At 70.6% G+C, this 25,555-nt stretch carries 27 protein-coding genes; 10 read left to right on the plus strand and 17 right to left on the minus strand.

Features of this window, described 5'->3' with window-relative positions; translation table 11 throughout:
- Positions 1 to 81 precede the first annotated feature (81 nt).
- Entirely contained in the window at positions 82 to 1,566 is a 1,485-nt protein-coding gene (locus PV963_RS18050) for an LCP family protein (protein ID WP_425540916.1), read from the plus strand.
- Between the two features lie 242 nt (positions 1,567 to 1,808).
- Here PV963_RS18050 and PV963_RS18055 read toward each other — a convergent pair whose 3' ends face one another.
- Positions 1,809 to 2,366: an acyl-CoA thioesterase gene (locus PV963_RS18055; RefSeq protein ID WP_059420204.1), complete on the minus strand. Its 558-nt coding sequence runs from the start codon at positions 2,364 to 2,366 to the stop codon at positions 1,809 to 1,811.
- 119 nt (positions 2,367 to 2,485) lie between these two features.
- Here PV963_RS18055 and PV963_RS18060 point away from each other — a divergent pair, with 119 nt between their 5' ends.
- Positions 2,486 to 3,787, plus strand: a complete 1,302-nt coding sequence (locus tag PV963_RS18060) for an LCP family protein (protein WP_274816761.1) — start codon at positions 2,486 to 2,488, stop codon at positions 3,785 to 3,787.
- Positions 3,788 to 3,845: 58 nt separating this feature from the next.
- Here the strand turns inward: PV963_RS18060 and PV963_RS18065 are convergent, their stop codons facing one another.
- Positions 3,846 to 4,208, minus strand: coding sequence for a four-helix bundle copper-binding protein (locus PV963_RS18065; RefSeq protein WP_274816762.1), 363 nt, complete (start codon positions 4,206 to 4,208; stop codon positions 3,846 to 3,848).
- A 194-nt stretch (positions 4,209 to 4,402) separates the two neighbouring features.
- Complete coding sequence (locus PV963_RS18070) at positions 4,403 to 5,560, minus strand: acyl-CoA dehydrogenase (protein ID WP_274816763.1); 1,158 nt, start codon at positions 5,558 to 5,560, stop codon at positions 4,403 to 4,405.
- 185 nt (positions 5,561 to 5,745) lie between these two features.
- On the opposite strand from PV963_RS18070, the gene PV963_RS18075 reads away from it, so the two are divergent.
- Positions 5,746 to 7,089, plus strand: a complete 1,344-nt coding sequence (locus PV963_RS18075) for a UDP-glucose dehydrogenase family protein (RefSeq protein ID WP_274816764.1) — start codon at positions 5,746 to 5,748, stop codon at positions 7,087 to 7,089.
- 193 nt (positions 7,090 to 7,282) lie between these two features.
- Here the strand turns inward: PV963_RS18075 and PV963_RS18080 are convergent, their stop codons facing one another.
- Entirely contained in the window at positions 7,283 to 7,807 is a 525-nt protein-coding gene (locus PV963_RS18080) for a CGNR zinc finger domain-containing protein (protein WP_274816765.1), read from the minus strand.
- Between the two features lie 153 nt (positions 7,808 to 7,960).
- On the opposite strand from PV963_RS18080, the gene PV963_RS18085 reads away from it, so the two are divergent.
- Together PV963_RS18085 and PV963_RS18090 are read left to right on the plus strand one after the other, a co-directional pair.
- Positions 7,961 to 8,332, plus strand: a complete 372-nt coding sequence (locus tag PV963_RS18085) for a VOC family protein (RefSeq protein WP_274816766.1) — start codon at positions 7,961 to 7,963, stop codon at positions 8,330 to 8,332.
- A 14-nt stretch (positions 8,333 to 8,346) separates the two neighbouring features.
- Positions 8,347 to 8,742 carry a VOC family protein gene (locus PV963_RS18090; protein WP_274816767.1) on the plus strand — a complete coding sequence of 132 codons (396 nt, stop codon included), beginning with the start codon at positions 8,347 to 8,349 and terminating at the stop codon, positions 8,740 to 8,742.
- A 16-nt stretch (positions 8,743 to 8,758) separates the two neighbouring features.
- Here the strand turns inward: PV963_RS18090 and PV963_RS18095 are convergent, their stop codons facing one another.
- Positions 8,759 to 9,892, minus strand: a complete 1,134-nt coding sequence (locus PV963_RS18095) for a dipeptidase (protein WP_274816768.1) — start codon at positions 9,890 to 9,892, stop codon at positions 8,759 to 8,761.
- Positions 9,893 to 10,302: 410 nt separating this feature from the next.
- On the opposite strand from PV963_RS18095, the gene PV963_RS18100 reads away from it, so the two are divergent.
- Together PV963_RS18100 and PV963_RS18105 are read left to right on the plus strand one after the other, a co-directional pair.
- Positions 10,303 to 11,157 (plus strand): helix-turn-helix domain-containing protein, encoded by an 855-nt coding sequence (locus PV963_RS18100; protein ID WP_274816769.1) that lies wholly within the window; start codon positions 10,303 to 10,305, stop codon positions 11,155 to 11,157.
- 290 nt (positions 11,158 to 11,447) lie between these two features.
- Complete coding sequence (locus PV963_RS18105) at positions 11,448 to 11,663, plus strand: hypothetical protein (protein WP_274816770.1); 216 nt, start codon at positions 11,448 to 11,450, stop codon at positions 11,661 to 11,663.
- Between the two features lie 228 nt (positions 11,664 to 11,891).
- On the opposite strand, the gene PV963_RS18110 is transcribed toward PV963_RS18105, so the two are convergent.
- From PV963_RS18110 to PV963_RS18125, 4 genes are all read right to left on the minus strand, one after another.
- Positions 11,892 to 12,125, minus strand: a complete 234-nt coding sequence (locus PV963_RS18110; protein ID WP_342456386.1) for a DUF397 domain-containing protein — start codon at positions 12,123 to 12,125, stop codon at positions 11,892 to 11,894.
- Between the two features lie 220 nt (positions 12,126 to 12,345).
- A complete protein-coding gene (locus PV963_RS18115) occupies positions 12,346 to 13,524 on the minus strand; it encodes a dipeptidase (protein ID WP_274816772.1) in 1,179 nt (392 codons plus the stop codon).
- A 4-nt stretch (positions 13,525 to 13,528) separates the two neighbouring features.
- Positions 13,529 to 14,053: a 5-(carboxyamino)imidazole ribonucleotide mutase gene (purE, locus tag PV963_RS18120; protein WP_274816773.1), complete on the minus strand. Its 525-nt coding sequence runs from the start codon at positions 14,051 to 14,053 to the stop codon at positions 13,529 to 13,531.
- On the minus strand, positions 14,050 to 15,189 hold the full coding sequence (locus tag PV963_RS18125; RefSeq protein WP_274816774.1) for a 5-(carboxyamino)imidazole ribonucleotide synthase: 1,140 nt from the start codon (positions 15,187 to 15,189) through the stop codon (positions 14,050 to 14,052). The genes purE and PV963_RS18125 overlap by 4 nt, the downstream gene beginning before the upstream one ends.
- 162 nt (positions 15,190 to 15,351) lie before the next feature.
- Here PV963_RS18125 and PV963_RS18130 point away from each other — a divergent pair, with 162 nt between their 5' ends.
- A complete protein-coding gene (locus PV963_RS18130) occupies positions 15,352 to 15,858 on the plus strand; it encodes a GtrA family protein (protein ID WP_274816775.1) in 507 nt (168 codons plus the stop codon).
- A gap of 17 nt (positions 15,859 to 15,875) precedes the next feature.
- Here PV963_RS18130 and PV963_RS18135 read toward each other — a convergent pair whose 3' ends face one another.
- Together PV963_RS18135 and PV963_RS18140 are read right to left on the minus strand one after the other, a co-directional pair.
- Positions 15,876 to 17,153 (minus strand): ATP-binding protein, encoded by a 1,278-nt coding sequence (locus PV963_RS18135; protein ID WP_274816776.1) that lies wholly within the window; start codon positions 17,151 to 17,153, stop codon positions 15,876 to 15,878.
- Between the two features lie 38 nt (positions 17,154 to 17,191).
- Entirely contained in the window at positions 17,192 to 17,869 is a 678-nt protein-coding gene (locus PV963_RS18140) for a response regulator transcription factor (protein WP_274816777.1), read from the minus strand.
- Between the two features lie 518 nt (positions 17,870 to 18,387).
- Between PV963_RS18140 and PV963_RS18145 the strand changes: the two genes are divergently transcribed.
- Complete coding sequence (locus PV963_RS18145; protein ID WP_274816778.1) at positions 18,388 to 19,893, plus strand: peptide MFS transporter; 1,506 nt, start codon at positions 18,388 to 18,390, stop codon at positions 19,891 to 19,893.
- Between the two features lie 81 nt (positions 19,894 to 19,974).
- On the opposite strand, the gene PV963_RS18150 is transcribed toward PV963_RS18145, so the two are convergent.
- The 4 genes from PV963_RS18150 to PV963_RS18165 all read right to left on the minus strand — a co-directional run bounded on the left by PV963_RS18150 (position 19,975) and on the right by PV963_RS18165 (position 23,239).
- Positions 19,975 to 20,976, minus strand: coding sequence for a hypothetical protein (locus PV963_RS18150; RefSeq protein WP_274816779.1), 1,002 nt, complete (start codon positions 20,974 to 20,976; stop codon positions 19,975 to 19,977).
- Positions 20,977 to 21,114: 138 nt separating this feature from the next.
- Positions 21,115 to 21,810 (minus strand): LPXTG cell wall anchor domain-containing protein, encoded by a 696-nt coding sequence (locus PV963_RS18155; protein ID WP_274816780.1) that lies wholly within the window; start codon positions 21,808 to 21,810, stop codon positions 21,115 to 21,117.
- A 253-nt stretch (positions 21,811 to 22,063) separates the two neighbouring features.
- Positions 22,064 to 22,618, minus strand: a complete 555-nt coding sequence (locus tag PV963_RS18160) for an ATP-binding protein (protein WP_274816781.1) — start codon at positions 22,616 to 22,618, stop codon at positions 22,064 to 22,066.
- 243 nt (positions 22,619 to 22,861) lie between these two features.
- The gene (locus PV963_RS18165) at positions 22,862 to 23,239 is read right to left on the minus strand and encodes an STAS domain-containing protein (protein WP_274816782.1); all 378 of its coding nucleotides are present in this window, start codon (positions 23,237 to 23,239) and stop codon (positions 22,862 to 22,864) included.
- A 239-nt stretch (positions 23,240 to 23,478) separates the two neighbouring features.
- Here PV963_RS18165 and PV963_RS18170 point away from each other — a divergent pair, with 239 nt between their 5' ends.
- A complete protein-coding gene (locus PV963_RS18170; protein WP_274816783.1) occupies positions 23,479 to 24,405 on the plus strand; it encodes an RNA polymerase sigma factor SigF in 927 nt (308 codons plus the stop codon).
- A gap of 85 nt (positions 24,406 to 24,490) precedes the next feature.
- Here the strand turns inward: PV963_RS18170 and PV963_RS18175 are convergent, their stop codons facing one another.
- Complete coding sequence (locus tag PV963_RS18175) at positions 24,491 to 25,180, minus strand: hypothetical protein (protein ID WP_274822049.1); 690 nt, start codon at positions 25,178 to 25,180, stop codon at positions 24,491 to 24,493.
- A 28-nt stretch (positions 25,181 to 25,208) separates the two neighbouring features.
- A complete protein-coding gene (locus PV963_RS18180) occupies positions 25,209 to 25,529 on the minus strand; it encodes a hypothetical protein (RefSeq protein WP_274816784.1) in 321 nt (106 codons plus the stop codon).
- Between the last annotated feature and the right edge of the window lie 26 nt (positions 25,530 to 25,555).

Genomic DNA, 25,555 nt, shown 5'->3' on the forward strand with positions numbered 1-25,555 from the left:
GGGGCGGTGGCGCGGGCCGCAGATCGTATCGGCCTACGGTTTCACGGATCCCACATACGGCCGTCGTCCGGAGGTGTTCCCTTGCCCACGCCGCCGCGGTCCCCTCGGTCCACCGCCGCCCCGCAGCGCCGCCCGCAGCCCTCCCCCGGGCGCGCCCCGCGCAGGCCCGCGCCGCCCGTACGGCGCCTGAAGCCGCGCTGGGGGATGCGGGTGGTCACCACCCTGTCCGTGGTGGTCCTCGCGTCCGCCGGTATCGGGCACGCGGTGATGACCAGCCTGGACGCGGACATCTCCCGGGTCGATCCCTTCAAGGACATGAAGAACCGGCCGCAGGGGGGCCACGGCATGAACGTGCTGCTGGTCGGCACCGACGGCCGCGAGAAGATCAGCAAGGAGGAGCGGCGGAAGTACCGGCTGGGCGGGGCGCCCTGCCACTGCACCGACACGATCATGATCGTGCACATCTCGGAGGACCGGGAGCGGGCGAGTGTGGTGAGCCTGCCGCGCGACTCCTACGCCGTGATGCCCGCGCACGTCGACCGTACGACGGGAAAGCGGCACGGGGCGCACCCGGTCAAGCTGAACGCGGCGTACGCCGAGGGCGGGCCGCACCTGACCGTGCGGACGGTGGAGAGCATGACGAAGGTGAAGATCGACCACTACCTGGAGGTCGACTTCGCCAGCTTCATGAGGACGGTGGACGTGGTCGGGGGCGTGAAGATCTGCACCGCGGCCCCCCTGAAGGACAGCTACACCGGCCTGAACCTCCCGCCCGGACGGCACACGCTCGCCGGCGGGCAGGCACTCCAGTACGTACGCGCCCGGCACATCGACGGGGCCTCGGACCTCGGCCGGATGAAACGTCAGCAGCGCTTCATGGCGGCGCTCGTGGAACGGATCACCTCCTCGGGGATGCTCCTCAACCCGATGAAGTTCCGGGACGTGACCCGGGCGGTACTCGGTTCGGTGCGGGCCGACAAGGGCTTCGGCACGGACGAGATGCTGGACCTGGGCCGGGCCATGCGGAACTTCTCCCCCTCCTCCTCCGAGTTCACGACCGTCCCGATCGGGCGGATGGGATACGCCGTGAAGGGCGCCGGCTCCACGCTGAAGTGGGACCCCGTGAAGGCGGAGCGGCTCTTCCGCGCCCTGCGCGAGGACCAGCCGCTGTCGGTGCACCGGCCCCGCGGCGCGGCACGGATCGTCTCGGTCGCCCCCCAGCAGATCCGCGTCCAGGTGGAGAACGGCACGCGCACGCCCGGTCTGGGCCGCCGTGTCGACGCGGCCCTGGCCTCGACGGGCTTCCGTACGACCCGGACCCCGGTGAACGCCGCCGCCCGCGACGTCAAGCGCACGATCGTCGCCCACGACCCCCGCTGGGACCGCTCCGCCAAGTCCCTCGCCACGGCCCTGCCGGGCAGCGAACTCCGCCCGGTCAAGGGCCTGGGCCCGACCCTGAAGGTCATCGCGGGCACGGATTTCGAACGCGTACACAAGGTACGGGCCGAGGACCCGGGGCAGGGCGAGTTCGGGGTGGTGCGGGGGGATGAGGTGGCGTGCTCGTAGGGGGCCGGGCAGGGGCGGTCGGGCCTCGGGCATTCGCGGCGGTCGTTCGTCCCTCGCGGGCTCGCGCCGGCTGATCGGGTCCCGCGCTCTCGCCGTGGTCGGTCCTCCGGCGGTCACACCGGCCAGTCCTCCCTCGGACACCCGCACCGACCGCTGCCCGCTCCTGCTGACGGCCGTTCGCCCCAGGTGGGCAAGTCCAGGCGCTCGGCGCCACCGCGCCCGCCCCGGTCGCCGGACCCGCGTCAGTCCTCGAACCCCTCCGCCGCCCGCTTCTCCCGCAGTTCCATGATCGCCCGGCGGCGGGCCAGGCGGTGGGTGCGGCGGATCTGGGCCTCCTGGTAGCGGCGCTTGTCGCGTTCGGTCTCCGGGAGCACCGGGGGGACCCGGCGGGGCTTGCCGTCGGCGTCGACGGCCGCGAAGACGAGGTAGGCGGAGCCGACCTGGGTGGGCGGGGCGGACTCGTTCCAGCGTTCGGCCAGGACCCGGACGCCGACCTCCATGGAGGTGCGGCCGGTCCAGTTGACCTGCGCCTTGACGTGGACCAGGTCACCGACGCGGACCGGCTCCAGGAAGGCCATCTCGTCCATGGACGCGGTGACGGCCGGCCCGCCGGAGTGCCGCCCGGCCACGGCACCCGCCGCGTCGTCCACCAGCTTCATGATCACCCCGCCGTGCACCGTCCCCAGAAGGTTCGTGTCGTTGTGGGTCATGATGTGGCTGAGGGTGGTGCGGGAGGCCGAAGTCGGCTTGCCCGGGATATCCGGAGTGCCGGAATCCGCGGCTGGGGCCTGGTCTGTCATGGCCCCTACCTTATGCCGAGGCGGCATGAGGGGATTTTGTGTCAGCTTCGCCACAGCCGTGCTCTGATTTTCCGACGACCCTTGTATGCCGTACTACGGGGACCTGCACACTGGGGCGCATGAACAATTGGTCCGAGGGATGGTCCGACGACAACCGCGGCAGCCGGTACGGACGCGGAAGCGCGAGCGCACAGCCCGAGAGCGCCCGCGTGATGCGGCAGGTCCGCCGCGGTCCGGCGCCGTCGCCCGGGCAGGGTGCCTACGGCGGCGCAGCGCCGTACGCCGGCGGGGTACCGCAGCAGCCGTCGTACGTCGACGGCGGCTACGCCGAGCCGCCGGGCGCCTACGACAGCGGCTACAACACCGGCCAGGTCTACGGCTCCCCCGGCGGCAGAGGCCCCGGCGGTCCGGGCGACGGCATGTACGAGCCGCGCCCCGCGCCGAACTGGCGCCGCCGTATCAAGGTGACGGCCATCATGGTCGTGACGGTGCTGGCCGTGACGAGCGTCGCCACGTACTTCTGGGCCGACTCCAAGCTCAACCGCGACGTCGACCTGTCGAAGGTCATCGACCGTCCGGAGGCGGGCGAGGGCACGAACTACCTGATCGTCGGCTCCGACAGCCGCGCGGGCATGTCGGCCGAGGAGAAGAAGAAGCTGCACACCGGGTCCGCCAAGGGCAAGCGCACGGACTCGATGATGATCCTGCACACCGGCAGCAACGGCCCGACGCTGATCTCGCTGCCGCGTGACTCGAACGTCACGATCCCGTCGTTCAAGGGCTCCGACTCCGGCAAGTTCTACCCGGCCACGGGCCGCCAGGTGAAGCTGAACGCGGCGTACGCGGAGGACGGCCCCGAACTGCTGGTCCGTACCGTCGAGGCCAACACGGGCCTGCACATCGACCACTACGTGGAGATCGGCTTCGGCGGCTTCGCGAACATCGTGGACGCGGTCGGCGGTGTCGAGATGGACATCCCGCAGGACATCAAGGACAAGAAGTCGGGCGCGGATCTCAAGAAGGGCAAGCAGACCCTCAACGGCGAGCAGGCCCTCGCCTTCGTCCGCACCCGCTACGCGCTCGCGGGCTCCGACCTGGACCGTACGAAGAACCAGCAGAAGTTCCTGTCGGCCCTGGCCAACCAGGTCGCCACCCCGAGCACGATCCTCAACCCGTTCAGGCTGTACCCGACCATGGGCGCGGGCCTGGACTCCCTGGTGGTCGACAAGGACATGGGCCTGTTCGACCTGGCGTCCATGTTCTGGGCGATGAAGGGCGTCAGCGGCGGCGAGGGCAAGTCGATGAACATGCCGATCTCGGGCAACTCCGCGAACGGCAACCTCCAGTGGGACAGCGCGAAGATGAAGACGCTGGTGAACCAGCTGAAGAACGACGAGACGGTCACCGTCTCGGGCAACTGAGCACCGGCATGCGTCGGGGGCACCCACGGGGGTGCCCCCGACTGCTGTGAGGCGGTCCTCACATCGTGGCGGCCGACATCGAGCGGCACATCTCGGCACAGCGGCGACACGCCTCGGCGCAGCGCATCATCTGGGCGTCGTCCGGCATGGACATACACGCCTCGGCGCACATGTCACAGGCCCGGGCACACATCGCGCACATCTCGGCCGACAGCGGCGAGCGGCGCATCATCATGTCGGCGCACATGCGCGTCATCTCGGCGCAGTCCATCACCGCGCGCATGATCTGCATCTGGGCCTGGCCGCCCATCTGCAGGCAGGAGCTCATGGTCTCCTCGCACACGCTGTGGCAGGTCATGCACGCCTGGACGCAGTCCTGCATCTCCTTGCTCAGCGGGGTCATGGTGGGCTGCTGGGTCATGATTCCTCCCGGGGGGACGGCGAGAGCCGGGGGTCGGCCCTTGCTGCCTTCCGTCCTACGCCTGCCCGGCCTCGGCCGCCACGGGGCGGAAGGAAGGAATGCGCCATGCGTGCGTCAGGGCAGGCCGCCGAGGCAGAACGCAGGTCGCCCTCCTGGCTGGGCAGGAGGGCGACCGGAGGGACAAAACGACGGGCTTACGGCAGGTTTCGCGCCATCACGATGCGCTGAACCTGGTTCGTGCCCTCGTAGATCTGCGTGATCTTGGCGTCGCGCATCATGCGCTCCACCGGGTAGTCGCGGGTGTAGCCGTACCCGCCGAGGAGCTGGACCGCGTCCGTGGTGACCTCCATGGCCACGTCCGATGCGAAGCACTTGGCGGCGGCGCCCAGGTAGGTGAGGTCGGTGTCGCCGCGCTCGGAGGCGGCTGCGGCCTGGTAGGTCAGGGCGCGGGCGGCCGAGATCTTCATGGCCATGTCGGCGAGCATGAACTGGATGCCCTGGAAGTCGGCGATCGGCTTGCCGAACTGCTTGCGCTCCTTGACGTAGCCCTTGGCGTAGTCGAGGGCGCCCTGGGCGATGCCGAGGGCCTGGGCGGCGATCGTGATGCGGGTGTGGTCCAGGGTCTTCATGGCTGTCGCGAAACCCGAGCCCTCCTCGCCGATCATGCGGTCGGCGGGGATACGGACGTTGTCGAGGTAGACCTCGCGGGTCGGGGAGCCCTTGATGCCGAGCTTCTTCTCCGGGGCACCGAAGGAGACACCCTCGTCCGACTTCTCGACGACGAAGGCGGAAATGCCCTTGGAGCGCTTGGCCGGGTCCGTGACCGCCATCACCGTGTAGAACTCGGACTCGCCCGCGTTGGTGATCCAGCGCTTCACGCCGTTGAGGACGTAGTGGTCGCCGTCGCGGACGGCTTTCGTCTTCATGCCGGCGGCGTCGGAGCCGGCGTCCGGCTCGGACAGGCAGTACGAGAACATGCCGTCGCCCTTGGCGAGCGGGGCCATGTACTTCTTCTTCAGCTCCTCGGAGCCGGAGAGGATCACCGGGAGCGAGCCCAGCTTGTTCACCGCGGGGATGAGGGAGGACGAGGCGCAGACGCGTGCGACCTCCTCGATCACTATGACGGTCGCCAGGGCGTCGGCGCCCGAGCCGCCGTACTCCTCGGGTACGTGCACGGCGTGCAGGTCGTTCGCGACCAGCGCCTCGAGCGCCTCCTGCGGGAAGCGTGCCTCCTCGTCCACCGCGGCGGCGTACGGCGCGATCTTCGCCTCGGCCAGCGAGCGGACGGCGTCACGGAGCATGTCGTGCTCCTCGGACGGGCGGTACAGGTCGAAGTCAGCCGATCCGGCCAAGGTCTCTCACGCTCCAAAACGCTGCGATGGTGGCGCTAACTACCGTTAAGTAATCAAAAGTTTATGGGGTCGCCCACGAGAGGGATACGTGACCTAGACGACAGCGGGAAAGTTGCCCCGTGAAGCGCGTTCCCATGCCCCGGCTATGCTCGGGCGCGCACCTGCCGTAGACCCCTGGAGCACCCATGGCCCTGAAGATCACCGTGATCGGCACCGGTTATCTCGGCGCGACACACGCGGCGGCCATGGCCGAGCTGGGCTTCGAGGTGCTTGCCCTCGACGTCGTGCCCGAGAAGATCGAGATGCTGGAGCGCGGCGAGGCTCCGATGTACGAGCCGGGGCTCGACGAGCTGCTGCGCCGGCACGTCGCCGGTTTCGAGGGTTCCAGCGGGCGTCTGCGCTTCACCCAGGACTGGGCCGAGGTCGGTGCCTTCGGCGATGTGCACTTCGTCTGCGTGAACACCCCGCAGCGGCACGGCGAGTACGCCTGTGACATGAGTTACGTCGACTCCGCGTTCGCCTCGCTCGCCCCACATCTGCACGGTCCCGCCCTGGTCGTCGGCAAGTCGACCGTGCCCGTCGGCTCCGCCGACCGGCTGGCGGCCTACCTGTCCGCGCACGCGCCCGCCGGCGAGGACGCCGAGCTGGCCTGGAACCCGGAGTTCCTGCGCGAGGGCTTCGCGGTCGACGACACGCTGCACCCCGACCGGATCGTGGTCGGCGTGCGCAGCGAGCGCGCCGAGAAGCTGCTGCGGGAGGTGTACGCCACGCCGATCGCCGAGGGCTCGCCGTTCGTGGTGACCGACTTCCCGACGTCCGAGCTGGTGAAGACCTCCGCGAACTCCTTCCTCGCCACGAAGATCTCGTTCATCAACGCCATGGCGGAGGTGTGCGAGGCAGCGGGCGGTGACGTGGCCAAGCTGGCGGAGGCCATCGGTTACGACGACCGGATCGGCAAGAAGTTCCTGCGGGCCGGGATCGGGTTCGGCGGCGGATGTCTGCCGAAGGACATCCGCGCCTTCATGGCACGGGCCGGCGAGCTGGGTGCCGACCAGGCGCTGACGTTCCTGCGCGAGATCGACTCCATCAACATGCGCCAGCGCGGGCAGATGGTGGAGCTGGCCCGGCAGGCGCTGGGCGGCGGGCCGTTCCTCGGCAAGCGCGTCGCGGTGCTGGGCGCGACGTTCAAGCCCGACTCGGACGACGTACGGGACTCCCCCGCGCTGAACGTCGCCGGGCAGATCCACCTCCAGGGCGGCCAGGTCACGGTCTACGACCCCAAGGGCATGGACAACGCCCGCCGCGTCTTCCCGACCCTCGGCTACGCCGACTCGGCGCTGGATGCCGTACGCGGCGCCGACATCGTGCTGCACCTGACGGAGTGGCGGGAGTTCCGGGAGCTGGACACCGAGGCCCTCGGCGAGGTCGCGGCGGCCCGGGTCATCCTCGACGGCCGCAACGCCCTCGACCCTGAGCGCTGGCGCAAGGCCGGGTGGACGTACCGGGCGATGGGGCGGCCGAACGCCTGAGTTCGACCGGCCGTCCGGGTTCGACCGGAGCAGACGCACACGGCTGACGCGGTCCGCGGCAACAGGGTGGGCGCCGCTCCGGCCGGGGCTCAGCCGGCCGGAGCGGCGCCCGCTCCATTCTCCACGCCATCGCCATGGTTCGGGAACCGCTTTCCAAGGAGAGCGGGATGACGACCGTCAGCCTGCCCGGCCGCTACCCGAACTCACCACGCAGGTCAGCCCTTGCCCGGTAACGGCGCATCTTCGCCCGGGCCCCGCAGACCTGCATCGAGCACCAGCGGCCGCGGCCGGCCGGACTGCGGTCGTAGTACGCCCAGAGGCAGTCGGCGGCCTCGCAGGCCTTGAGCCTGCTCCAGGTGCCCGCGACCAGCGCCTCGGCGACGGCGGCTGCGACCCGGGAGAGCAGGGGGCCCTCGTCGGCCGGGGCGAGGGTCGCCGAGCCGTCCCGCCGGTCGACCGCCACCAGCAGCGGCGCCCCGGCCAGCAGTTCGCCCAGCGGCGTCACCTCGCGGTGCGGCGGGTGGCCCGCGTGGGCGAGCAGGGCCGCGCGCAGGGACTCGCGCAGTGCGCGGGCGTCCCCGACCTCGTCCGGCGTGATCCCGAAGCGTGCCCGGCCCTCCGCCGTGTCCAGGGAGTCGGCGCCCGACTCGATGTCCAGCGTGTTCACCAGGGCCTCGACCAGGGCCAGGCCGCCGGGCGCGGGCGTTCTCTCCGTCATGGCTGGACCGTACCTCTCGGGCACCTCTCGGATTTCCCCTTGCGAGGTTACCGCCAATGGCCCAGCATGAAGTAACGGTTACCGGTTACTCGGGTTATGTAGGTAACCCTGTGACCCTGGAACCCGGGGAACAGCCGCTTCAAGGAGGAAGTCATGGCTCTCGCCAAGCTCGGTGTCGTCGTCCTGGACTGTCCCGACCCGCACGCACTGGCCGGCTTCTACGCCGAGGTGCTCGGCGGCACTCCCGCGGTGGAGGCCGACGACTCGGGCGAGTGGGTCGACCTGAAGGTGCCGGGCGGACCGGCGCTGGCCTTCCAGGAAGCTCCCGGGTACGTGCCGCCGAAGTGGCCGTCGCCCGACCACTCGCAGCAGTTCCATCTCGATCTGGACGTGGAGGACCTGGACGCGGCCGAGAAGGGCGTGCTGGCGCTCGGCGCGAAGCCGCTGGACGCCGAGGACCGGACAAGGACCTTCCGGGTTTACGCCGACCCGGCCGGGCACCCGTTCTGCCTCTGCGCCTGCTGACACCGGGAGGCCCCATGTCCGCTGTGGCACGTTTCCGTACCGTCGTCGTCGACTGCCCCGACCCGCGCGAGCTGGCCCGTTTCTACGCGCAGGTCGGGGGCGGCACACCCGAGGACGACGACCCGGACTGGGTGGTGCTGCGGCTCCCCGACGGGCCGCGGCTCGCCTTCCAGCGCTCGCCCGGGTACACCCCGCCGGAGTGGCCCCGGGCCGACCGCAACGCCCAGCAGTTCCACCTGGACTTCGACGGCGGGTCGACCTGGGAGGAGATCGACGCGGCCGAGGAGCGGGTGCTGGCGCTGGGGGCGCGGGTGCTGGACCGGGAGGACTACGAGAAGAAGGACTTCCGGGTGTACGCCGACCCGGCGGGGCATCCGTTCTGCCTGTGCCGGATCGAGCACACCGCCTGAGTCACCTGCCTGCCGGTCACCCGTCCAGCTCGGAGATGGTCGCCGCCGACGGCTCGCGTCGCTGCTGGGCGGCGCGGGCGGCGAAGTCGGCGCCGCGCAGCACCCGCTGGACGTTGCCCCAGGTAAGAAGGGCCACGTCGGCCTCGTCCCAGCCACGCCGCAGCAACTCGGCGATCAGCCGCGGATAGCAGGAGGTGTCGCCGAGTTCCTGCGGGTGGGCCGAGCCCGAGTCGTACGTGCCGGACAGCCCGACGCACTGCGCACCGGCCACGGTCCGGATGTGGTCCAGATGGTCGGCGACGTCGCGGACGGTCGGGCCGGTCTGCTCGGCGGTCAGCGGCACCAGGCACAGACCCTTGGCCGCGCCCAGCTCCGCCAGCAGGTCGTCGGGGAGGTTGACCGGGTGGGGGCGCAGGGCGCGGGCGGCGGAGCGGCTGCACAGCACGGGCGCCCGGGAGAGCCTCAGGACCCGGCGGACGGTCGGCGCGGAGGCGCCGGAGAGGTCCACGATCACGCCGAGCCGGTTCATCTCGCGCACGACCTCCTCGCCGAACCGCGTCAGCCCCGCGTCGCTCGCCCAGGACACGCCGGTCAGCGTCAGGACGCGCAGGCCGAGGAAGTGCAGCTGACGCAGGATGCCCAGCGAGTCGCCCACGGCCGGGGCCCCGGCGGGACCGAGGAGCACGGCGACGCGGCCGCGGTTACGGGCGTCCGCGACCTGCCCTGCCGTGCAGACCTGCCGCAGTCCCTCGTCGCAGGTCCGGGCGACGGCCTTGGCCAGGTCCAGCTGCTCCAGGGTGGCGCCGACGGCCCGGTCGCCGTCCAGGCCCTCCGGCAGGTGCAGCGACCAGAACAGCGCGCCCACATGCCCGCGGCGCAGGCGGGGCACGTCCGTGTCGACGGTGCCCTCGCCCTCCTCCAGGTCGTAGTGGGACAGCCGCTTGAGCGCCCAGGGCAGTCCGTTGTAGCCGTCGGCCACGGGGTAGGCGGCGAGGACGGCGTGGGCCCGGGCCATCGGCTCGTCGTCCGGGTCGGAGACGGGCTCGTAGGGCTCCGCCGCCATGACGGCCTCGTCGGGGTACGGCTCGGACAGGTCGCCGAACTCACCGGCCGTGGCAGTGGCGCGCAGGTCGTCCTGGAGGTCTGCCATGGCGGCTCCGTACGGTCGTTCGTGAGGTACGGCCACCGTCGCACGGAGCGCGGAGTGGTTCCTGGCGGGCAGGGCGTTCGGGGTACGGGGTCGGTGATCGCCGGCCGGTGATCGCCGGCCCATCGTCATGCCACGGCCCAGTGCGCAGCCCACCGGTCTCCCCTGGCTCGTCAGTCCCAGGACTTCACACCCGTTCATACCCACGATGTGACCTGCACCACTCGCGAGGTCTAGGCCAGCTCAGGGTCGATTAGACAGGTGTCGTTCGGGTATCTCCGGAGAGACGGCAGCGTCAAGCATACGGCCATTCGAGTCACTCTTTCGGATGACAGTCGTTCCGCCCTCTTAGGATGGGAAGGTTTCGGCACGCCAAGTGCTGTTCGCCGCCGTCATTCTCCCGAAGGAGCGCCATGCCCAGGTCCGTGGACCCGAGCCTCAACCGCCGCAAGCTGCGTCTCGCCCTCAAGGCAGCCCGCGACAAGCGCGGCCTGACCCAACGGCAGGCAGCCGAAGTGCTCGAGTGGTCGTTGTCCAAGCTGATCCGGATCGAGGCGGGCTCGGTCAGCCTCTCCGTGACGGACCTGCGGGCGATGCTCCAGGAATACGGGGTCGAAGATCCGGACCTGGTCACGGAACTGGAAGAGGCGGCCCGGGGCAGCAAAGGCCAGTCGTGGTGGTCCGAGTACAACGACATCATCAGCCAGCCCTTCGCCCAGTACCTGGGGTACGAGAGCGCGGCGAACGCCATCAGGGGCTACCACCCCAGCCTCATCCCCAGTCACTTGCAGATCGCGGACTACGTGTCCGCTCTGTTCGAGGCGGGCCAGCCCAACCCCAGGGCGCAACAACACATCGACCTCCGCATGGCCCGGCAGGAGCGGGTCCTTCAGGAGGACGGCCCCGAAGTGGAGATGATCCTCGACGAGGCGGCCCTGCGCCGCCAAGTCGGCGGACCCGCGACGATGCGCCGCCAACTGGGCTTCATCAAGGACCTGGTCGCCGAGCGCCGGGCCACTTTGCGGGCCCTGCCCTTCACCGCGGGCGCACACGACAGCCTGGACAGCACGTTCTTCCTCCTGGGCTTCCAGGCCGACGAAGACGTGCTCTACATGGCAGGCCCGGGAGGCATGCTCACCAACCGGGACGACCGTGAACTCGTCGCCCGGTACCAGGAATGCTTCGAGGATTTGCGCAACAAGGCGCTGACCGAGGACGACACGGTGGCGCTGCTCGACGAACTCATCGAACAATTCCACCGCACCTGACCGCCGGTTCAGCGTGCCACGGGGGCCCAGGGGAAGCCATGACGACGGACAAGGGGAGGAAGAGGCGCCGCACGTCGGAGCCGTCCCCCGGTAAGGCGCGCGCTCGTTCCACCCGTCCGGTGGCCGCCCCTGGGCCCGGTCACCGGGCCCAGGGCTCCGAGCACACCGCTCTGGCCAGGAGAGCGCTCGCCGGCCGTGAGGCGTGCGCTCGTCTGCTCCGGCTGAGGAAGGCGGAAACCGAGCAGCACATCAAGCGCCGCCGGGCCCACACGGACGATCTCATACGGGTGGTGCGCAACCTCGCCGCACTGGTGGTGTTCTCATCGGCCGTCTCCACCCTCGTGGCCTACGCCGGCATTCGCATGGGCGTGCCACCGGAGATGTGCTGGATCGGCAGCATCGGCGGAGGACCGCTTCTGGTCCGCACGTTCATCAAGCTCTTCGAGACGGTACGTCCCTTGCTGCCGGACGCACCAGAAGATCAACCGTCCAATGACGAGCGGTAGCAGGGGAGCGCACCCACCACCAGCCCGCGAGCACGGAAACCCCGACCAGCACCGTCAGCCACATGGTCAGCCGCGCCCACAGGGCCCCGCCGAGGAGCGAGGCACCCGCTCCGGCACCCGAGGCGAGCGCACCGGTCACCAGGCAGTACCCGACGAGGCCGGGTTCCCTGGTCGTCGACCGCTCACGGCGCGGGCTGCTCATCTCGTGTCCGTCCGAATCCGATTCGCTCATGGCGCCGCCTCGCCCGTGACCGGGCAGGTCATCCACGCTATCGCCGTCCGCCAGGCGTCCGGGCTGAAGGCCAGCACCATGCGGTTCGGGGACTTCGAGTCGCGTACGAGGATCTCCCCCGAGACCACGGCCATTTCGCAGCACTGTTCCCCGCTGTTGCCACCGCTGTAACTGCTCTTCCGCCAAAGAACCGCACCCCGATCCTCAGCCAACGCCGCCCCCTCTCGCACGCCGAGTTGCCACTCCTGGCAGCTCGCCCGGCGCCGGGAGACCGCACCCGTGCGGCTCGGGCCCTGTCAATGCCAGGCTCGATCCGAGAAAACTGCGATACCGCGGTACCACCACGGTCTTACCCGCTGTAGCCGCCGTTCAACAGCCTGCCGTCGGTCCGACCCGTCCTGCCGGGCCGCAGGGTGCGCACACCGGCCATGGTCACGAACGGGGCCGCTGTCAGCCGTCCAGGTCTTCGATACGGGCGTTGGACGGCGACCGCGTGCCCCGGAGCCCGCGGGCCACGTCCTCGGCCGCGTCCAGCACCCGCACCGCGTTCTTCCAGGTCAGCTTCGCCAGGTCGGCCTTCGACCAGCCGCGGTCCAGCAGCTCCGCGATCAGGTTCGGGTAGCCGGAGACGTCGTCCAGGCCGTCGGGGGTGAAGGCCGTGCCGTCGTAGTCGCCGCCGATGCCGAGGTGGTCGATGCCGGCGGCCTCGCGCATGTGGTCCAGGTGGTCCGCGACCGTGGCCACCGTCGCGACGGGGCGCGGGTGCCGCTCCTCGAAGGCGCGGTGGACCTTCATGGCCTCCGCGGTGGTGTCGAGGTGGTGGAAGCCGTGGGCGCGCATGTTCTCGTCGGCCGCGGCGGTCCAGTCGACCGCGGCCTGGAGCACGAACTTCGGCACGAACGTCACCATCGCCATGCCGCCGTTGGCGGGCAGCCGCTCCAGGACGTCGTCCGGGATGTTGCGCGGGTGGTCGCACACGGCCCGCGCCGAGGAGTGGGAGAAGATCACCGGGGCGGAGCTCGTGTCGAGCGCGTCGCGCATGGTCGTCGCGGCCACGTGGGAGAGGTCGACGAGCATGCCGAGCCGGTTCATCTCCCGCACGACCTGCCGGCCGAACGCGGTGAGGCCCCCGGCCCGCGGCTCGTCGGTCGCGGAGTCCGCCCAGTCCACGTTGTCGTTGTGGGTGAGGGTCAGATAGCGCACGCCGAGCCCGTACAGACCGCGCAGGGTGCCCAGGGAGTTGGCGATGGAGTGACCGCCCTCCGCGCCCATGAGGGAGGCGATCCGGCCCTCCCGGCGCGCGGCCGCCATGTCGGCGGCCGTCAGCGCGGGCCGCAGGTCCTCCGGGTGCCGGTCGATCAACTGCCGTACGCAGTCGATCTGTTCGAGCGTAGCCGCGACCGGGTCGGGCGAGTCCGTGCGGACGTACACCGACCAGTACTGCGCACCGACCCCGCCCGCGCGCAGCCGCGGGATGTCGGTGTGCAGGTGGGCGCTCTGGTCGGCGGCGACATCGCGGGCGTCGAGGTCGTAGCGGACCTGCTCGCGCAGCGCCCAGGGCAGGTCGTTGTGCCCGTCGGCGACGGGGAACTCGGCGAGGAGCGCGCGGGCGTCGTCGAGGGACGTCATGGGATCACTTCCCGAAGCCGAAGCCGCCGCTCGCGCCCTCGACCTTGGAGCGCAGGCGCTTGCCCTTCTCGGTGGCCTGGTCGTTCAGCTCCTGCTGGAACTCGCGCATGCGGGCGCGCAGGTCCTCGTCGTGCGCGGCGAGGATCCGGGCCGCCAGCAGACCGGCGTTGCGGGCACCGGCGACGGAGACCGTGGCGACCGGGACACCGGCCGGCATCTGCACGATCGACAGGAGGCTGTCCATGCCGTCGAGGTACTTCAGCGGCACGGGCACGCCGATGACCGGCAGCGGTGTCACGGAGGCGAGCATGCCGGGCAGGTGGGCGGCGCCGCCGGCCCCGGCGATGATCACCTTGAGCCCGCGGCCGTCGGCCTGCTCGCCGTACGCGACCATCTCGCGCGGCATGCGGTGCGCGGAGACGACGTCGACCTCGTAGGCGATCTCGAACTCGTCGAGGGCCTTGGCGGCTGCCTCCATGACGGGCCAGTCGCTGTCCGACCCCATGACGATGCCAACAACAGGGCTCATTCGGTGATGGTGCCTCTCAGGTAGCCGGCAGCGTGACGGGCGCGCTCCAGCACGTCGTCCAGGTCGTCGCCGTAGGTGTTGACGTGGCCGACCTTGCGGCCGGGCTTCACGTCCTTGCCGTACATGTGGATCTTGAGCTGGGGGTCGCGGGCCATGCAGTGCAGGTACGCGGAGTACATGTCCGGGTAGTCGCCGCCGAGGACGTTGACCATGACGGTCCACGTGGCGCGCGGGCGCGGGTCGCCGAGGGGCAGGTCCAGGACCGCCCGGACGTGATTGGCGAACTGGCTGGTGACGGCGCCGTCCATTGACCAGTGGCCGGAGTTGTGCGGGCGCATGGCGAGTTCGTTGACGAGGATGCGGCCGTCGCGGGTCTGGAACAGCTCGACGGCGAGGTGCCCGACGACGCCGAGTTCCTTGGCGATGTTCAGCGCCATCTCCTCGGCCCTGAGGGCGAGGGCCTCGTCGAGGCCGGGGGCGGGCGCGATCACCGTGTCGCAGACGCCGTTCACCTGGCGGGACTCCACGACCGGGTAGGCGACGGCCTGGCCGTGCGGGGAGCGTACGACGTTGGCGGCGAGCTCGCGGGCGAAGTCGACCTTCTCCTCGGCGAGCACGGGGACACCGGCCTTGAACGGATCGGCGGCTTCCTCGACGGAGCCGACGACCCACACGCCCTTGCCGTCGTAACCGCCGCGGACGGTCTTGAGGACGACGGGGAAGCCCTCACCCTCGGCGGCGAAGGCCGCCACGTCCTGCGGATCGGAGACGATTCTGTGTCTGGGGCAGGGCACGCCGATCGCGTCGAGCTTCGCCCGCATCACGCCCTTGTCCTGGGCGTGCACGAGCGCGTCGGGGCCGGGGCGCACGGGGATGCCGTCCGCCTCCAGGGCCCTGAGGTGCTCGGTGGGTACGTGTTCGTGATCGAAGGTGATCACATCGCACCCGCGGGCGAACTCGCGCAGCGTGTCGAGGTCGCGATAGTCGCCTACGACGACATCGCTCACGACCTGCGCAGCCGAGTCCTGCGGGGTGTCACTGAGGAGCTTGAACCTGATGCCGAGCGGGATGCCTGCCTCGTGTGTCATACGAGCGAGCTGGCCCCCGCCGACCATGCCGACTACCGGGAACGTCACTCCCCCAGGGTATCGGCCGCGCCAGGGTGGCCGGTTTCCCGCCCCTCCCCGGCCCTGCCCGGACCATCTCCGGCCGTCCACCCGCGTCCGCAGGAAGATCGCGCGGGAGGGTGGTTAGCATGGCTGAGTTGACGCCAACCACGGACGGGGGCCTGCACGACCATGGGACATGGTGCCTCGCGGCTCCGACGGCTCGTCCACGAAGTCGCCAAGTTCGGCGCGGTGGGCGGTGCCGGGGTGCTGGTCAACCTCCTCGTGTTCAACCTGGTACGGCATGTCACCGACCTCCAGGTGGTGCGCGCGAGCGTCATCGCGACCGTCGTCGCGATCATCTTCAACTACATCGGCTTCCGCTACTTCACCTACCGCGACCGCGACAAGACCCGCCGTACGCGGGAGATGTCCCTGTTCCTGCTGTTCAGCGCGGTCGGGCTGGTCATCGAGAACGGCGTCCTCTACGTGGCGACGTACAGCTTCGGCTGGAACACCCCGCTCCAGAACAACATCTTCAAGTTCCTCGGCATCGGCATCGCCACGCTGTTCCGCTTCTGGTCGTACCGCAGCTGGGTGTTCCGCGCCCTTCCGGCCCGTGAGGCGGTGGCGGGAGCGGAATCGATCCTGAAGGGCGAACGGGCCAGGCGGTCGCGGGCCGGGCAGCGGGTGCCGTAGACCGGTCGTGAACCGCGTCAGCGGATCATCGGCTCGTCCTCGCCGCCGTGGGACTTCCCGACCGGCGTGCGGGACAGGAACAGGGCGAACACCGGGGGCTTGGTCTGGAGCATCTCCAGGCGGCCGCCGTCCGCCTCCGCAAGGTCGCGGGCCACGGCCAGGCCGATGCCCGTGGAGTTGCGGCCGCTGATCGCCCGCTCGAAAATGCGGGCGCCGAGGTCGGCGGGGACGCCGGGGCCCTCGTCCGTGACTTCGATGACGGCCTGGTTGCCGGTGACGCGGGTGCGCAGCGCCACCGTGCCGCCGCCGTGCATCAGGGAGTTCTCGATCAGTGCGGCCAGCACCTGCGCGACCGCTCCGGGGGTGCCCACGGCCTCCAGATGCCGCTTGCCGGAGCTGACGATCGCCCGGCCCGCGCTGCGATAGGCGGGGCGCCACTCGGCGAGCTGCTGCTGGATGACCTCGTCGAGGTCGAAGGTGACGGCGGAGCCGGTGCGCGGATCGCGGGAGTTCGTCAGCAGCCGCTCCACGACGTCCGTGAGCCGCTCGACCTGGGTCAGCGCGATCGTCGCCTCTTCCTTCACCGTGTCCGGGTCGTCGGTGAGGGTGATCTCCTCCAGCCGCATCGACAGCGCCGTCAGCGGCGTCCGCAGCTGGTGGGAGGCGTCCGCGGCCAGCCGCCGCTCGGCGGTCAGCATGCGCGCGATGCGCTCGGCCGAGCCGTCCAGCACGTCCGCCACCCGGTCCAGCTCGGGCACGCCGTACCGCTTGTGCCGCGGGCGCGGATCGCCCGAGCCGAGCCGCTCGGCCGTCTCCGCGAGGTCGGTCAGCGGCGACGCGAGCCGGTTCGCCTGGCGGACCGCCAGCAGCACCGCGGCCACCACCGCGAGCAGCGCGACCAGCCCGATGATCAGCAGGGTGCGGCCGACCTCCCGGGTCACCGAGGAGCGCGGCTCCTGGACGGTGACCGTCTCGCCCTCCTCGCCGGGCGCGGTCGCGGTGATCACGTCCCCGGACGGCTTGGAGCCGACCTCGATGGGCTCCTCCCCGGGGATCCGGATCACCGCGTAGTAGTGGTCCTGCGTGACCTGCTTGCGCAGCACCTCCGCGTCGACCTGCTGGGCGACGAAGAGCCGGCTGTCGACGATGCTGGCCAGCCGGACCGCCTCGGACTCCACCCGCTCCTGGGCGCTGTTGCTGATCGTCCTGGTCTCGACGATGACGAGGGAGACGCCGAAGACGGCGATCACGACGAGGACCACGGCGAGCGTGGACTGGATCAGTCGGCGGCGCATGTCCTGTTACCCGTGCTTACCCGTGCCTGCCCCGCGGCTCAGCTCTTCTCGAAGCGGAAGCCCACACCGCGCACGGTGGCGATGTAGCGGGGGTTGGCCGCGTCGTCGCCGAGCTTCTTGCGCAGCCAGGAGATGTGCATGTCGAGGGTCTTGGTCGACGACCACCAGGTCGTGTCCCAGACCTCGCGCATCAGCTGGTCGCGGGTGACGACCCGGCCCGCGTCGCGCACCAGCACCCGCAGCAGGTCGAACTCCTTGGCGGTGAGCTGGAGCTCCTCCTCGCCCATCCAGGCGCGGTGCGACTCGACGTCGATCCGCACGCCGTGGGTGGCGGGCGGCTGCTGCGGCTCGGCGGCGCCGCGGCGCAGCAGGGCGCGGACGCGGGCGAGCAGCTCGGCGAGCCGGAACGGCTTGGTCACGTAGTCGTCGGCGCCCGCGTCGAGCCCGACGACGGTGTCCACCTCGTCGGCGCGCGCGGTCAGGATGAGGATCGGGATGCCGTGGCCTTCGCCACGCAGGCGGCGGGCCACCTCCAGACCGTCCATGCCGGGCAGACCCAGGTCGAGCACGACCAGGTCGACGCCGCCCTGCATTCCGGCGTCGAGAGCGGTGGGTCCGTCCTCACGCACCTCGACCTCGTAGCCCTCCCGGCGCAGAGCACGGGCCAGCGGCTCCGAGATGGACGCGTCGTCCTCGGCGAGCAGTACACGGGTCATGAGGTGATGGTAGACCTGCAAGGCCCTGAGCTGGGGTGTGACCGGAAGGCTTGATTCTTACCCGTGGCATACCCGTTTCTTACGTTCCGCGGGAACGCGTGCAAACCTCTGCCTGTGGGGTGCAATCCTGGTAAGGACCTTGGAAAAGGGGCTTACGGTTCCCCTGACACCTGTGATCCGTGTCTCAAGTCCTTCCATATGCCGCAGTGTCCTGCCGTATGGTGAATCAACGCCTGTAGCACCATGGCGACCTTCGGAGGCTTTTTGCCCCTGGAGGTCTCTTTTGTGTGCGGGCTGGTCCCCCACCAGCCCTGAACCGGAAACGACCTGTGGCCGGGCCTCGTCGTGCGGATACGCGCGTAGAGGCGTGGATCCCGGTGGCGACCGCCCACCGCTCCGTGACCCGGAGCGGACCCCCGTAGGCGTCGGGCGGACGGCCGTACGCACCGGTGCCGGCAGCCCCCCACCGGGCGCACCACCGCTGCCGCGGAGCGCGTCCCGACCAGCAAGGAACGACCATGGCGTCCAGCCTGACGAAGGACTCGGCCCGTCCGGGCACCCCCGGTTCCGAGAAGACCTTCTTCGGCCACCCCCGCGGACTGGCCACTTTGTTCATGACCGAGATGTGGGAGCGGTTCTCCTACTACGGCATGAGGGCCCTGCTCCCGCTGTACCTGGTGGCCCCCGGTGGCCTGCACCTGAGCGCGGGCACGGCGACGGCGATCTACGCCGTGTACCTGTCGCTGGTGTACCTGCTCACCCTGCCCGGCGGCTGGTTCGCCGACCGTGTGCTCGGCCCCCGCAAGACGGTCGCCGTCGCGGGCCTGGTCATCATGCTCGGCCACCTGTGCCTGGCGCTGCCCGCGGCCGCGAGCTTCTACGTCGGCCTGGGCCTGGTCGCCATCGGTTCCGGTCTGCTGAAGGCCAACATCTCCACGATGGTCGGCCACCTCTACGACGGCCCGCAGGACCCGCGCCGGGACGGCGGCTTCACCGTCTTCTACATCGGCATCAACCTCGGCGCCTTCGTCGCGCCGCTGGTCATCGGCACCGTCGGTGAGAACGTCAACTGGCACCTGGGCTTCGCCCTGGCCGCGCTCGGCATGGCGCTGGGCCTCGTCCAGTTCCTGCTCGGCGGCCGCCACCTGAACCCGAAGAGCGGCGAGGTCCCGACCCCGCTGTCGCCCGCCGAGAAGGCCGCCACCCTGCGCAAGGGCCTGATCTGGCTGGCCGTCGCCGTGGTCTTCTACGGACTGGTCGGCGGCACCGGCCACTTCACCCTGAACTGGGCGCTGATCCCGCTCACGCTCCTCGGCCTGATCGTGCCGATCCTGGTCATCACCCGCATCCTGCGCGACAAGGACCTGGACGCCGGCGAGCGCTCGAAGGTGTCGGCGTACATCTGGTTCTTCGTCGCCGCAGCCGTCTTCTGGATGATCTACGACCAGGGCGGCTCGACCCTGTCGCTCTTCGCCAGCGAGAAGGCCGACAACACCGTCTTCGGCTGGGAGTTCCCGGTCTCCTGGTACCAGTCGGTCAACCCGGTGCTGATCATGGCCCTGGCGCCCGTCTTCGCCTGGCTGTGGCTGTGGCTGAACCGGCGTGGCAAGGAGCCCAGCACCATCGTGAAGTTCGCCTCCGGCCTGGTGCTGGTGGGTGCGTCCTTCTTCCTCTTCCTCGCCCCGCTGTCGATCGCGGAGGGCGGTCACAAGGCCGCGGCGATGTGGCTGGTCGCGATCTACTTCGTGCAGACCGTCGGCGAGCTGACGCTGTCGCCGGTGGGCCTGTCCGTGACGACGAAGATGGCGCCGGCGAAGTACGCCTCGCAGATGATGGGCGTCTGGTTCCTCGCGGTCACCGCGGGCGACTCCGTCACCGCGCTGCTGTCCAACCCGGCCGTCGGCGGGATCAACCTGGACCGGACGGGATTCGTGGCGCTGGAGGCGGCGCTGGCCGTGGTCGCCGGTTTCGCGGTGTACATGTTCCGCAAGAAGGTCAAGGGGCTCATGGGCGAAGTCCGCTGATCGCCTGAGCCTGAGAGGGGCCGTCGCACCTGCGTGGTGCGGCGGCCCTTCGTCATGTCCTCGTGTTCTTCACGATGTTCTTCATGCCTTCGTCGATCTGGGCGGTTCGGCGTCCGGGGCGACCCACGGCAGGGCCGGGGGCCGGCGTGCGGCGGGCAGGCGCAGCCGCCGGCTGCGGGGCGGGCGGGCCGCGTGGACGGCGTGGCGGGGGTGTACGCGGTCCACGACGGCCAGGCCGGCGCGGAACAGCGCCGCCGGGACGACCAGGCAGACGAGGACCCAGAACAGGGTCACACCCCACGGGCGGCCCACGCCCCAGGGGTGTTCGGCGAGGACCTTGCCGCCGTACTTCAGGGAGACGGTGTAGTCGCCCTGCGCCCCGGCCGCGAGTTCGACGGGGAGTTCGATGCGCGCCTTCCCGCCGGGCCGGATCGTGCCGCGCCAGCGCTGGTCCTGCCACTGCGGGGCGAACACGCCGTGGGAGGTGCCGACCTGGAAGACCGGGTCCTTCACGGGGGACGTCCCGACGTTGCCGACGGTGACCACGAGCGTCCGGGCGGGCGGGGAGCCGAACCAGGTCAGCAGGCCGCCGGAGCCGCGCAGCCGGGTGTCCGCGAGCAGGGACAGCCGCCCGCCGGCCCGGTCCGCGGGCAGCGGCTCGACGGCGTGCCCGGCGACCTGGAGGATCGCGTCGGCCTCGGCCCCGGCCCCGGCCCCGGTCACCGTCGCCACGTGCACCACGCAGGGGCACGGCACGGGCGGTTCCACGACGGGCAGTTCGCGGCGGAAGCGGCCCTCGGCGTCGGTGGTGACGGTCCGGCCGTCGGCGTTGGCGCAGGAGTTGGTGCCGCCGGTCACGCCCCGGGACGGCTCGGCCTGCCCGCACACCAGCAGCGTCAGCAGGGCCCGCGGCCGCCAGCCGCTGCCGGTGACGGTGACCGAACCGCCCGTCCCGGCCTGGGTCTTGGACAGCTCGACGCCGGGCCGGTCCACCGCCCCGGCGGGCCCGGCGCCCGCCGGCCCCAGCAGGAGCACCAGCAGGAGGGGCAGTGACAGGTACGGAACACGGGCGACGTACGGCATCGGCGGCTCCAGCGGTCGTACGGGCGTGCGCTCGGTGGCGTACCAGGGCCTGTTGCGAAAGCGGTGTCGGCACGCGAAGGGCGGCCGGGCGGCGTCCGGTGCGCGCTCTGGGGGTCCGCGGGACTTGGCGGACACCCCCTAAGCCCCCTGGTGGCGTCGTGTCAGCCACAGGGCGCCCGCCGTGCCGGCGAGCAGGACCGTCCCGCCGAGGGTGCCGAGGGCTATGGCCGAGTCCTCGGGGCCGGTCTGCGGGAGTTCGGCGCCGGAGCCGGAGCCCGAGCCGGAGCCGCCGCCCTGGGTGGAGCCGGTGGCGCCGCCGCCGCTCGCGGCCGTGACGTCGAGGGTCAGGGACGGGCCCGGGTCGTTCGTCGGTGTGCACGTGGTCGTCGTGCCGAGCGCCTTGATGGTGAGCACGCCGGCCGTGAAGGTGACCTCGCCGCTCTTCTTCGGCGTGTACGTACCGCTCAGGTCGTTGATCTTGATCGGGGTGTTGGCGGGGATCGCGGCGTCGTTGGCGGGGCCGGTCACCGTCAGGGTGCCGCTGTCCGCGCCGCCCAGGGCGATGGTGGCGCTCGGGGTCATCGCGCCCTTGCCCAGTTCGACCGGGCTGGAGGAGACGCCCTTCTGCCAGGACATGGTGATGCGGTAGCCGCTGCCGCTCCTGACACCCTTGATGTCGATGGGCGAGACGGCGCTCTTGTCGCCGATCGGCGTCTTGCACTGGTAGTTGACGTCGACGACCTCGGCCCGGGCCGTGGGGGCGGTCATCAACACCGCCGAGCCGGCCAGGGCCGCGGCGGACGCGAGCGCGGCGGTTCGATTCCGGTACGACACGGTGCCGCTCCCCTTCCTGTTCCTGACGGGGTATCAGATCGGGCCGTCAAGGTACGCCCGGGGCGTCGAGGAAGGAAGAGACAGTGCGCGCCGGATCCGTGGCGATCCGGCGTGTGATGAGTGACGGACGGGGGGATGTGCGGCGGAGGTTTCGTGGGGGCGGCCAGGCAGTCGCCGGCGAATCGCCCGCTCGTCGTTCACCCGGACGGCCGTCCCGGGAACCTGCACCTGGCGCGCTCGCAACGCCCCCGGATCAGGCAGGCGCTCCCAGTTCGGCCCACACCGTCTTGCCGGCGACTCCCGGCGTGCGGACGACGCCCCAGTCCAGGCACAGCCGCTGGACGATGAACATGCCGTGGCCGCCGGGGCGGCCGGCCCGGTGCGGGGTGCGGGGTGACGGCTGGCCGGTGCCCCGGTCGGCGACCTCGATGCGGATCACCTTGTTGTCGCAGGTGATCCACAGCTGGTCCGGCCCCTCGGCGTGCAGACAGGCGTTGGTGACCAGTTCGGAGACGACGAGCAGCACGTCCTCGGCGGCGGCCCGCTGGTCCGCGGAGGCGGCCGGCAGCCAGCCCCACGCGTACAGCGCCTGGCGGGTGAAGTCGCGGGCGAGCGGAACGACACCGCTCGCCCCGTCGAAGCTCAGCCGGCGCACCTGTCGGCCCCCCGGGGGCGCCGCGGCTCCGGACGGCGCGGCCACGCCCTCGCCGGGCGCACTGCCCGCCGGTACGCCACCCTCGGACGCCCCGGAAGCGCCGCTGGGCTCCGGCCCGCGGTCGCCCGGCGAGTAGGGCCGGGTGGTGCTCATCAGCGCTTCACCTCACCGATTCACCAGTTCACGATTGAGAAAATCCACTACACAGTCAGTCACGCAGTGCGCGGCACGACGGTTTCGCGGCGCCCCCGCCGCCCTGATGGCCGACCGTTTCAGGATGTCTCCTGCCCGGGCGGACGGGCAGAACACCCCCGTATTCGGCACGAAAGGCGTGACTGGGGTAGGGCACCGGTCACAGGGGGATGGCCGAGGCTCGGCGCGCCGACGCACCGCCGGTCAGCCCGACTCGTCGGCCAGGGCCGCCTCAAGCGTGTCATGGACGCTGAAGACCGCATCCGCGCCGGTGATCTCGAACACGCGTGCCACTACCGGCTGCATCCCGGCGAGCGTCACGCCACCACCGGCGGCCTCGGCCTTCAGTCGCGCGCCAAGGAGCACGTTGAGCCCCGTGGAGTCGCAGAACTCCAGCCGCGCGCAGTCGATGACCAGGCGCTTGAATCCCTTGGAGAGGCAGTCCTCGAGTGGCTCACGCAACAGATCGGCGGTGTGGTGATCCAACTCACCCGCCGGGGTCACGACGGCGTTAGAGCCCTCTTCCCGCACCTCCACCAGAAGCCGGCCAGACTGTGCGCTGCCGACTGTCCCGCGGTCCATGCCGTCTCTCTCTCCCGACGTCGTGACTGCTGCTGACGCCCTCGAACACTACGCCTTCCCGCCACGCTTCGACACCCGAACAACCACACACAAACGGACATATGCACACAGAACGCACTTGCGGTGGGCTCGGGAAAGCGGGTAGGCCTAGTAAGGACACGTAACCGACCACGGCCGGCTTTGGAGGCGCCGCACACCGCAGTGCACGTACTGGCTCCGGCAGCCATATGCCGAGAACGATGGAGGACATCATGTCACCCCGGCTCGACGCATCGCGTACCCAGAAAGCGACGTCGACACCCCCTCCGGAACATCTGGATCCCATCGAGCAGGACGAGATGCTCGTCACACAGGACGACCTTCTCGCCGGACTTCCGGACATCCCCCCGTACGAGGAAGTCGACGCGGTCGACGCACGGGCGCTGTCCAAGACCCTCTTCGAGCGCCTCGAGTCGCTGGAGGAAGGCACCCACGAGTACTCGTACGTCCGCAACACGCTCGTCGAACTGAACCTCGCGCTGGTCAAGTTCGCCGCCTCCCGGTTCCGCTCCCGCAGCGAGCCGATGGAGGACATCATCCAGGTCGGCACCATCGGCCTGATCAAGGCGATCGACCGCTTCGAGCTGTCTCGGGGTGTCGAGTTCCCCACGTTCGCGATGCCGACCATCGTCGGCGAGATCAAGCGCTTCTTCCGCGACACCTCGTGGTCCGTGCGCGTTCCGCGGCGGCTCCAGGAGCTGCGGCTCGACCTGGCCAAAGCCGGTGACGAGCTGGCCCAGAAGCTGGACCGCGCCCCGACGGTGACCGAACTGGCCGAGCGCCTCGGCATCTCCAACGACGAGGTCGTCGAGGGCATGGCCGCGTCGAACGCCTACACCGCCTCCTCGCTGGACGCCCAGCCGGAGGAGGACGACTCCGAGGGCGCGCTCGCGGACCGCATCGGCTACGAGGACCACGGACTCGAGGGCATCGAGTACGTCGAGTCGTTGAAGCCGCTGATCGCCGAACTTCCGCCGCGCGACCGGAAGATCCTCTCGCTGCGCTTCGTCGCGGGGATGACCCAGTCGGAGATCGGCGAGGAACTGGGCATCTCCCAGATGCACGTGTCGCGGCTGCTGTCGCGGACGCTGGTACGGCTGCGCAAGGGGCTGACCGTCGAGGAGTGATCCTCGCCGGACAACCCGTACCGGGTGACGCTGTCCTTCGGGGGCGGACCGAACGGTCCGCCCCCCGGGCGCGTCTCCTACGGGCTCAGCTCGCCCGCTGCTCCTTCACCAGCCGCTTCGCGCGGTCCCGCCGGGACGGGGCCAGCACGTCCACCATCACTCCGGCGCCCTCGCCGGGCGTGGCCTCGGCCAGCCGCAGCCGGTCGGCGAGCTCACGGACCGACGCGTCGTCCGGGCCGCGGTCGATGTAGAACAGCGACTCGTCGACCGGATCGTCGTCGCCGCCCCAGCGCACCACGCCCTCGCAGTCCGCGAGGATGTCGCGCACCGTCAGCACCTGGAGCGGGAACAGACTGCCGCTCGCGCCCGCGCCCGGGCGGATCCGCACCGCGGTGCCCGAGGCGAGGTTGGACTCCGGCTCGCTCTTCTTCAGGCCGTCGATCCGCTGCCAGCCCGCGAGGTCCACGCGGGGCAGCTGCTCGACCTCGTAGTGGTAGCGCCGCACGACATGGAGCAGGATCGCCTCCACGTCGCCGATCCGGATGTCGACCTCCAGGCCGGTGCCCGAGACGGGGCGCGTCCAGACGGTGGAGACGTGGTTGGCCTGCTTCTCCAGGGGCCAGCCGTTGGCGGAGGCGGGGGCCTTCTTCCGGGCGCCGAGAGGAGCGGCGGGGGCGGCCGTGGCGGTGACCGGGGCGAGCGAGCCGACCGCCGCAGCGGCCGTGATCACGCCGGAGGCCCTCACCAGGGTTCGTCTCGATACGGCGTTGCGCATGTCGTGCTGCACGTCTGCTGTTCCTTTCTCAGGGGATGAGGATGAGGACGACCGTCGGGAGGCAGGGGGCCAGAACGCTCAGCAGCCAGTACGTACGCGGAGCCAGCGCGGTGCGGCGCCGGAGGGGGCTGTTGGCCAGCCACCAGATCAGGCCGAACAGCGTGACGACGGGAATGACGATCACGAGCCAGAGCGCCATCCCGTCGTTCTCCGTCGGCTCCCGCACCGTCAGCCCGAGTTCGGCGAGCGGCCAGTTCACCGCGAGGTACCACAGCAACCAGATCGGCACCACCGCCGGGATTCCGAGCAGCAGGTTCACCAGGAGCGGTGCCGACCAGTGCTTTGCCATCCGTCCCACTCCTCCGTTCGCGTAGG

This window comes from Streptomyces coeruleorubidus, from assembly GCF_028885415.1.
Lineage (GTDB): Bacteria > Actinomycetota > Actinomycetes > Streptomycetales > Streptomycetaceae > Streptomyces > Streptomyces coeruleorubidus_A.

Excerpts from the sequence above, each read along its gene's own strand:
- PV963_RS18055 (WP_059420204.1), bottom strand. The coding sequence starts at position 2,366 with ATGACAGACCAGGCCCCAGCCGCGGATTCCGGCACTCCGGATATCCCG.
- PV963_RS18060 (WP_274816761.1), top strand. The coding sequence starts at position 2,486 with ATGAACAATTGGTCCGAGGGATGGTCCGACGACAACCGCGGCAGCCGG.
- PV963_RS18065 (WP_274816762.1), bottom strand. The coding sequence starts at position 4,208 with ATGACCCAGCAGCCCACCATGACCCCGCTGAGCAAGGAGATGCAGGAC.
- PV963_RS18075 (WP_274816764.1), top strand. The coding sequence starts at position 5,746 with ATGGCCCTGAAGATCACCGTGATCGGCACCGGTTATCTCGGCGCGACA.
- PV963_RS18080 (WP_274816765.1), bottom strand. The coding sequence starts at position 7,807 with ATGACGGAGAGAACGCCCGCGCCCGGCGGCCTGGCCCTGGTCGAGGCC.
- PV963_RS18085 (WP_274816766.1), top strand. The coding sequence starts at position 7,961 with ATGGCTCTCGCCAAGCTCGGTGTCGTCGTCCTGGACTGTCCCGACCCG.
- PV963_RS18090 (WP_274816767.1), top strand. The coding sequence starts at position 8,347 with ATGTCCGCTGTGGCACGTTTCCGTACCGTCGTCGTCGACTGCCCCGAC.
- PV963_RS18095 (WP_274816768.1), bottom strand. The coding sequence starts at position 9,892 with ATGGCAGACCTCCAGGACGACCTGCGCGCCACTGCCACGGCCGGTGAG.
- PV963_RS18100 (WP_274816769.1), top strand. The coding sequence starts at position 10,303 with ATGCCCAGGTCCGTGGACCCGAGCCTCAACCGCCGCAAGCTGCGTCTC.
- PV963_RS18115 (WP_274816772.1), bottom strand. The coding sequence starts at position 13,524 with ATGACGTCCCTCGACGACGCCCGCGCGCTCCTCGCCGAGTTCCCCGTC.
- purE (WP_274816773.1), bottom strand. The coding sequence starts at position 14,053 with ATGAGCCCTGTTGTTGGCATCGTCATGGGGTCGGACAGCGACTGGCCC.
- PV963_RS18130 (WP_274816775.1), top strand. The coding sequence starts at position 15,352 with ATGGGACATGGTGCCTCGCGGCTCCGACGGCTCGTCCACGAAGTCGCC.
- PV963_RS18135 (WP_274816776.1), bottom strand. The coding sequence starts at position 17,153 with ATGCGCCGCCGACTGATCCAGTCCACGCTCGCCGTGGTCCTCGTCGTG.
- PV963_RS18140 (WP_274816777.1), bottom strand. The coding sequence starts at position 17,869 with ATGACCCGTGTACTGCTCGCCGAGGACGACGCGTCCATCTCGGAGCCG.
- PV963_RS18145 (WP_274816778.1), top strand. The coding sequence starts at position 18,388 with ATGGCGTCCAGCCTGACGAAGGACTCGGCCCGTCCGGGCACCCCCGGT.
- PV963_RS18150 (WP_274816779.1), bottom strand. The coding sequence starts at position 20,976 with ATGCCGTACGTCGCCCGTGTTCCGTACCTGTCACTGCCCCTCCTGCTG.
- PV963_RS18160 (WP_274816781.1), bottom strand. The coding sequence starts at position 22,618 with ATGAGCACCACCCGGCCCTACTCGCCGGGCGACCGCGGGCCGGAGCCC.
- PV963_RS18165 (WP_274816782.1), bottom strand. The coding sequence starts at position 23,239 with ATGGACCGCGGGACAGTCGGCAGCGCACAGTCTGGCCGGCTTCTGGTG.
- PV963_RS18170 (WP_274816783.1), top strand. The coding sequence starts at position 23,479 with ATGGAGGACATCATGTCACCCCGGCTCGACGCATCGCGTACCCAGAAA.
- PV963_RS18175 (WP_274822049.1), bottom strand. The coding sequence starts at position 25,180 with ATGCGCAACGCCGTATCGAGACGAACCCTGGTGAGGGCCTCCGGCGTG.
- PV963_RS18180 (WP_274816784.1), bottom strand. The coding sequence starts at position 25,529 with ATGGCAAAGCACTGGTCGGCACCGCTCCTGGTGAACCTGCTGCTCGGA.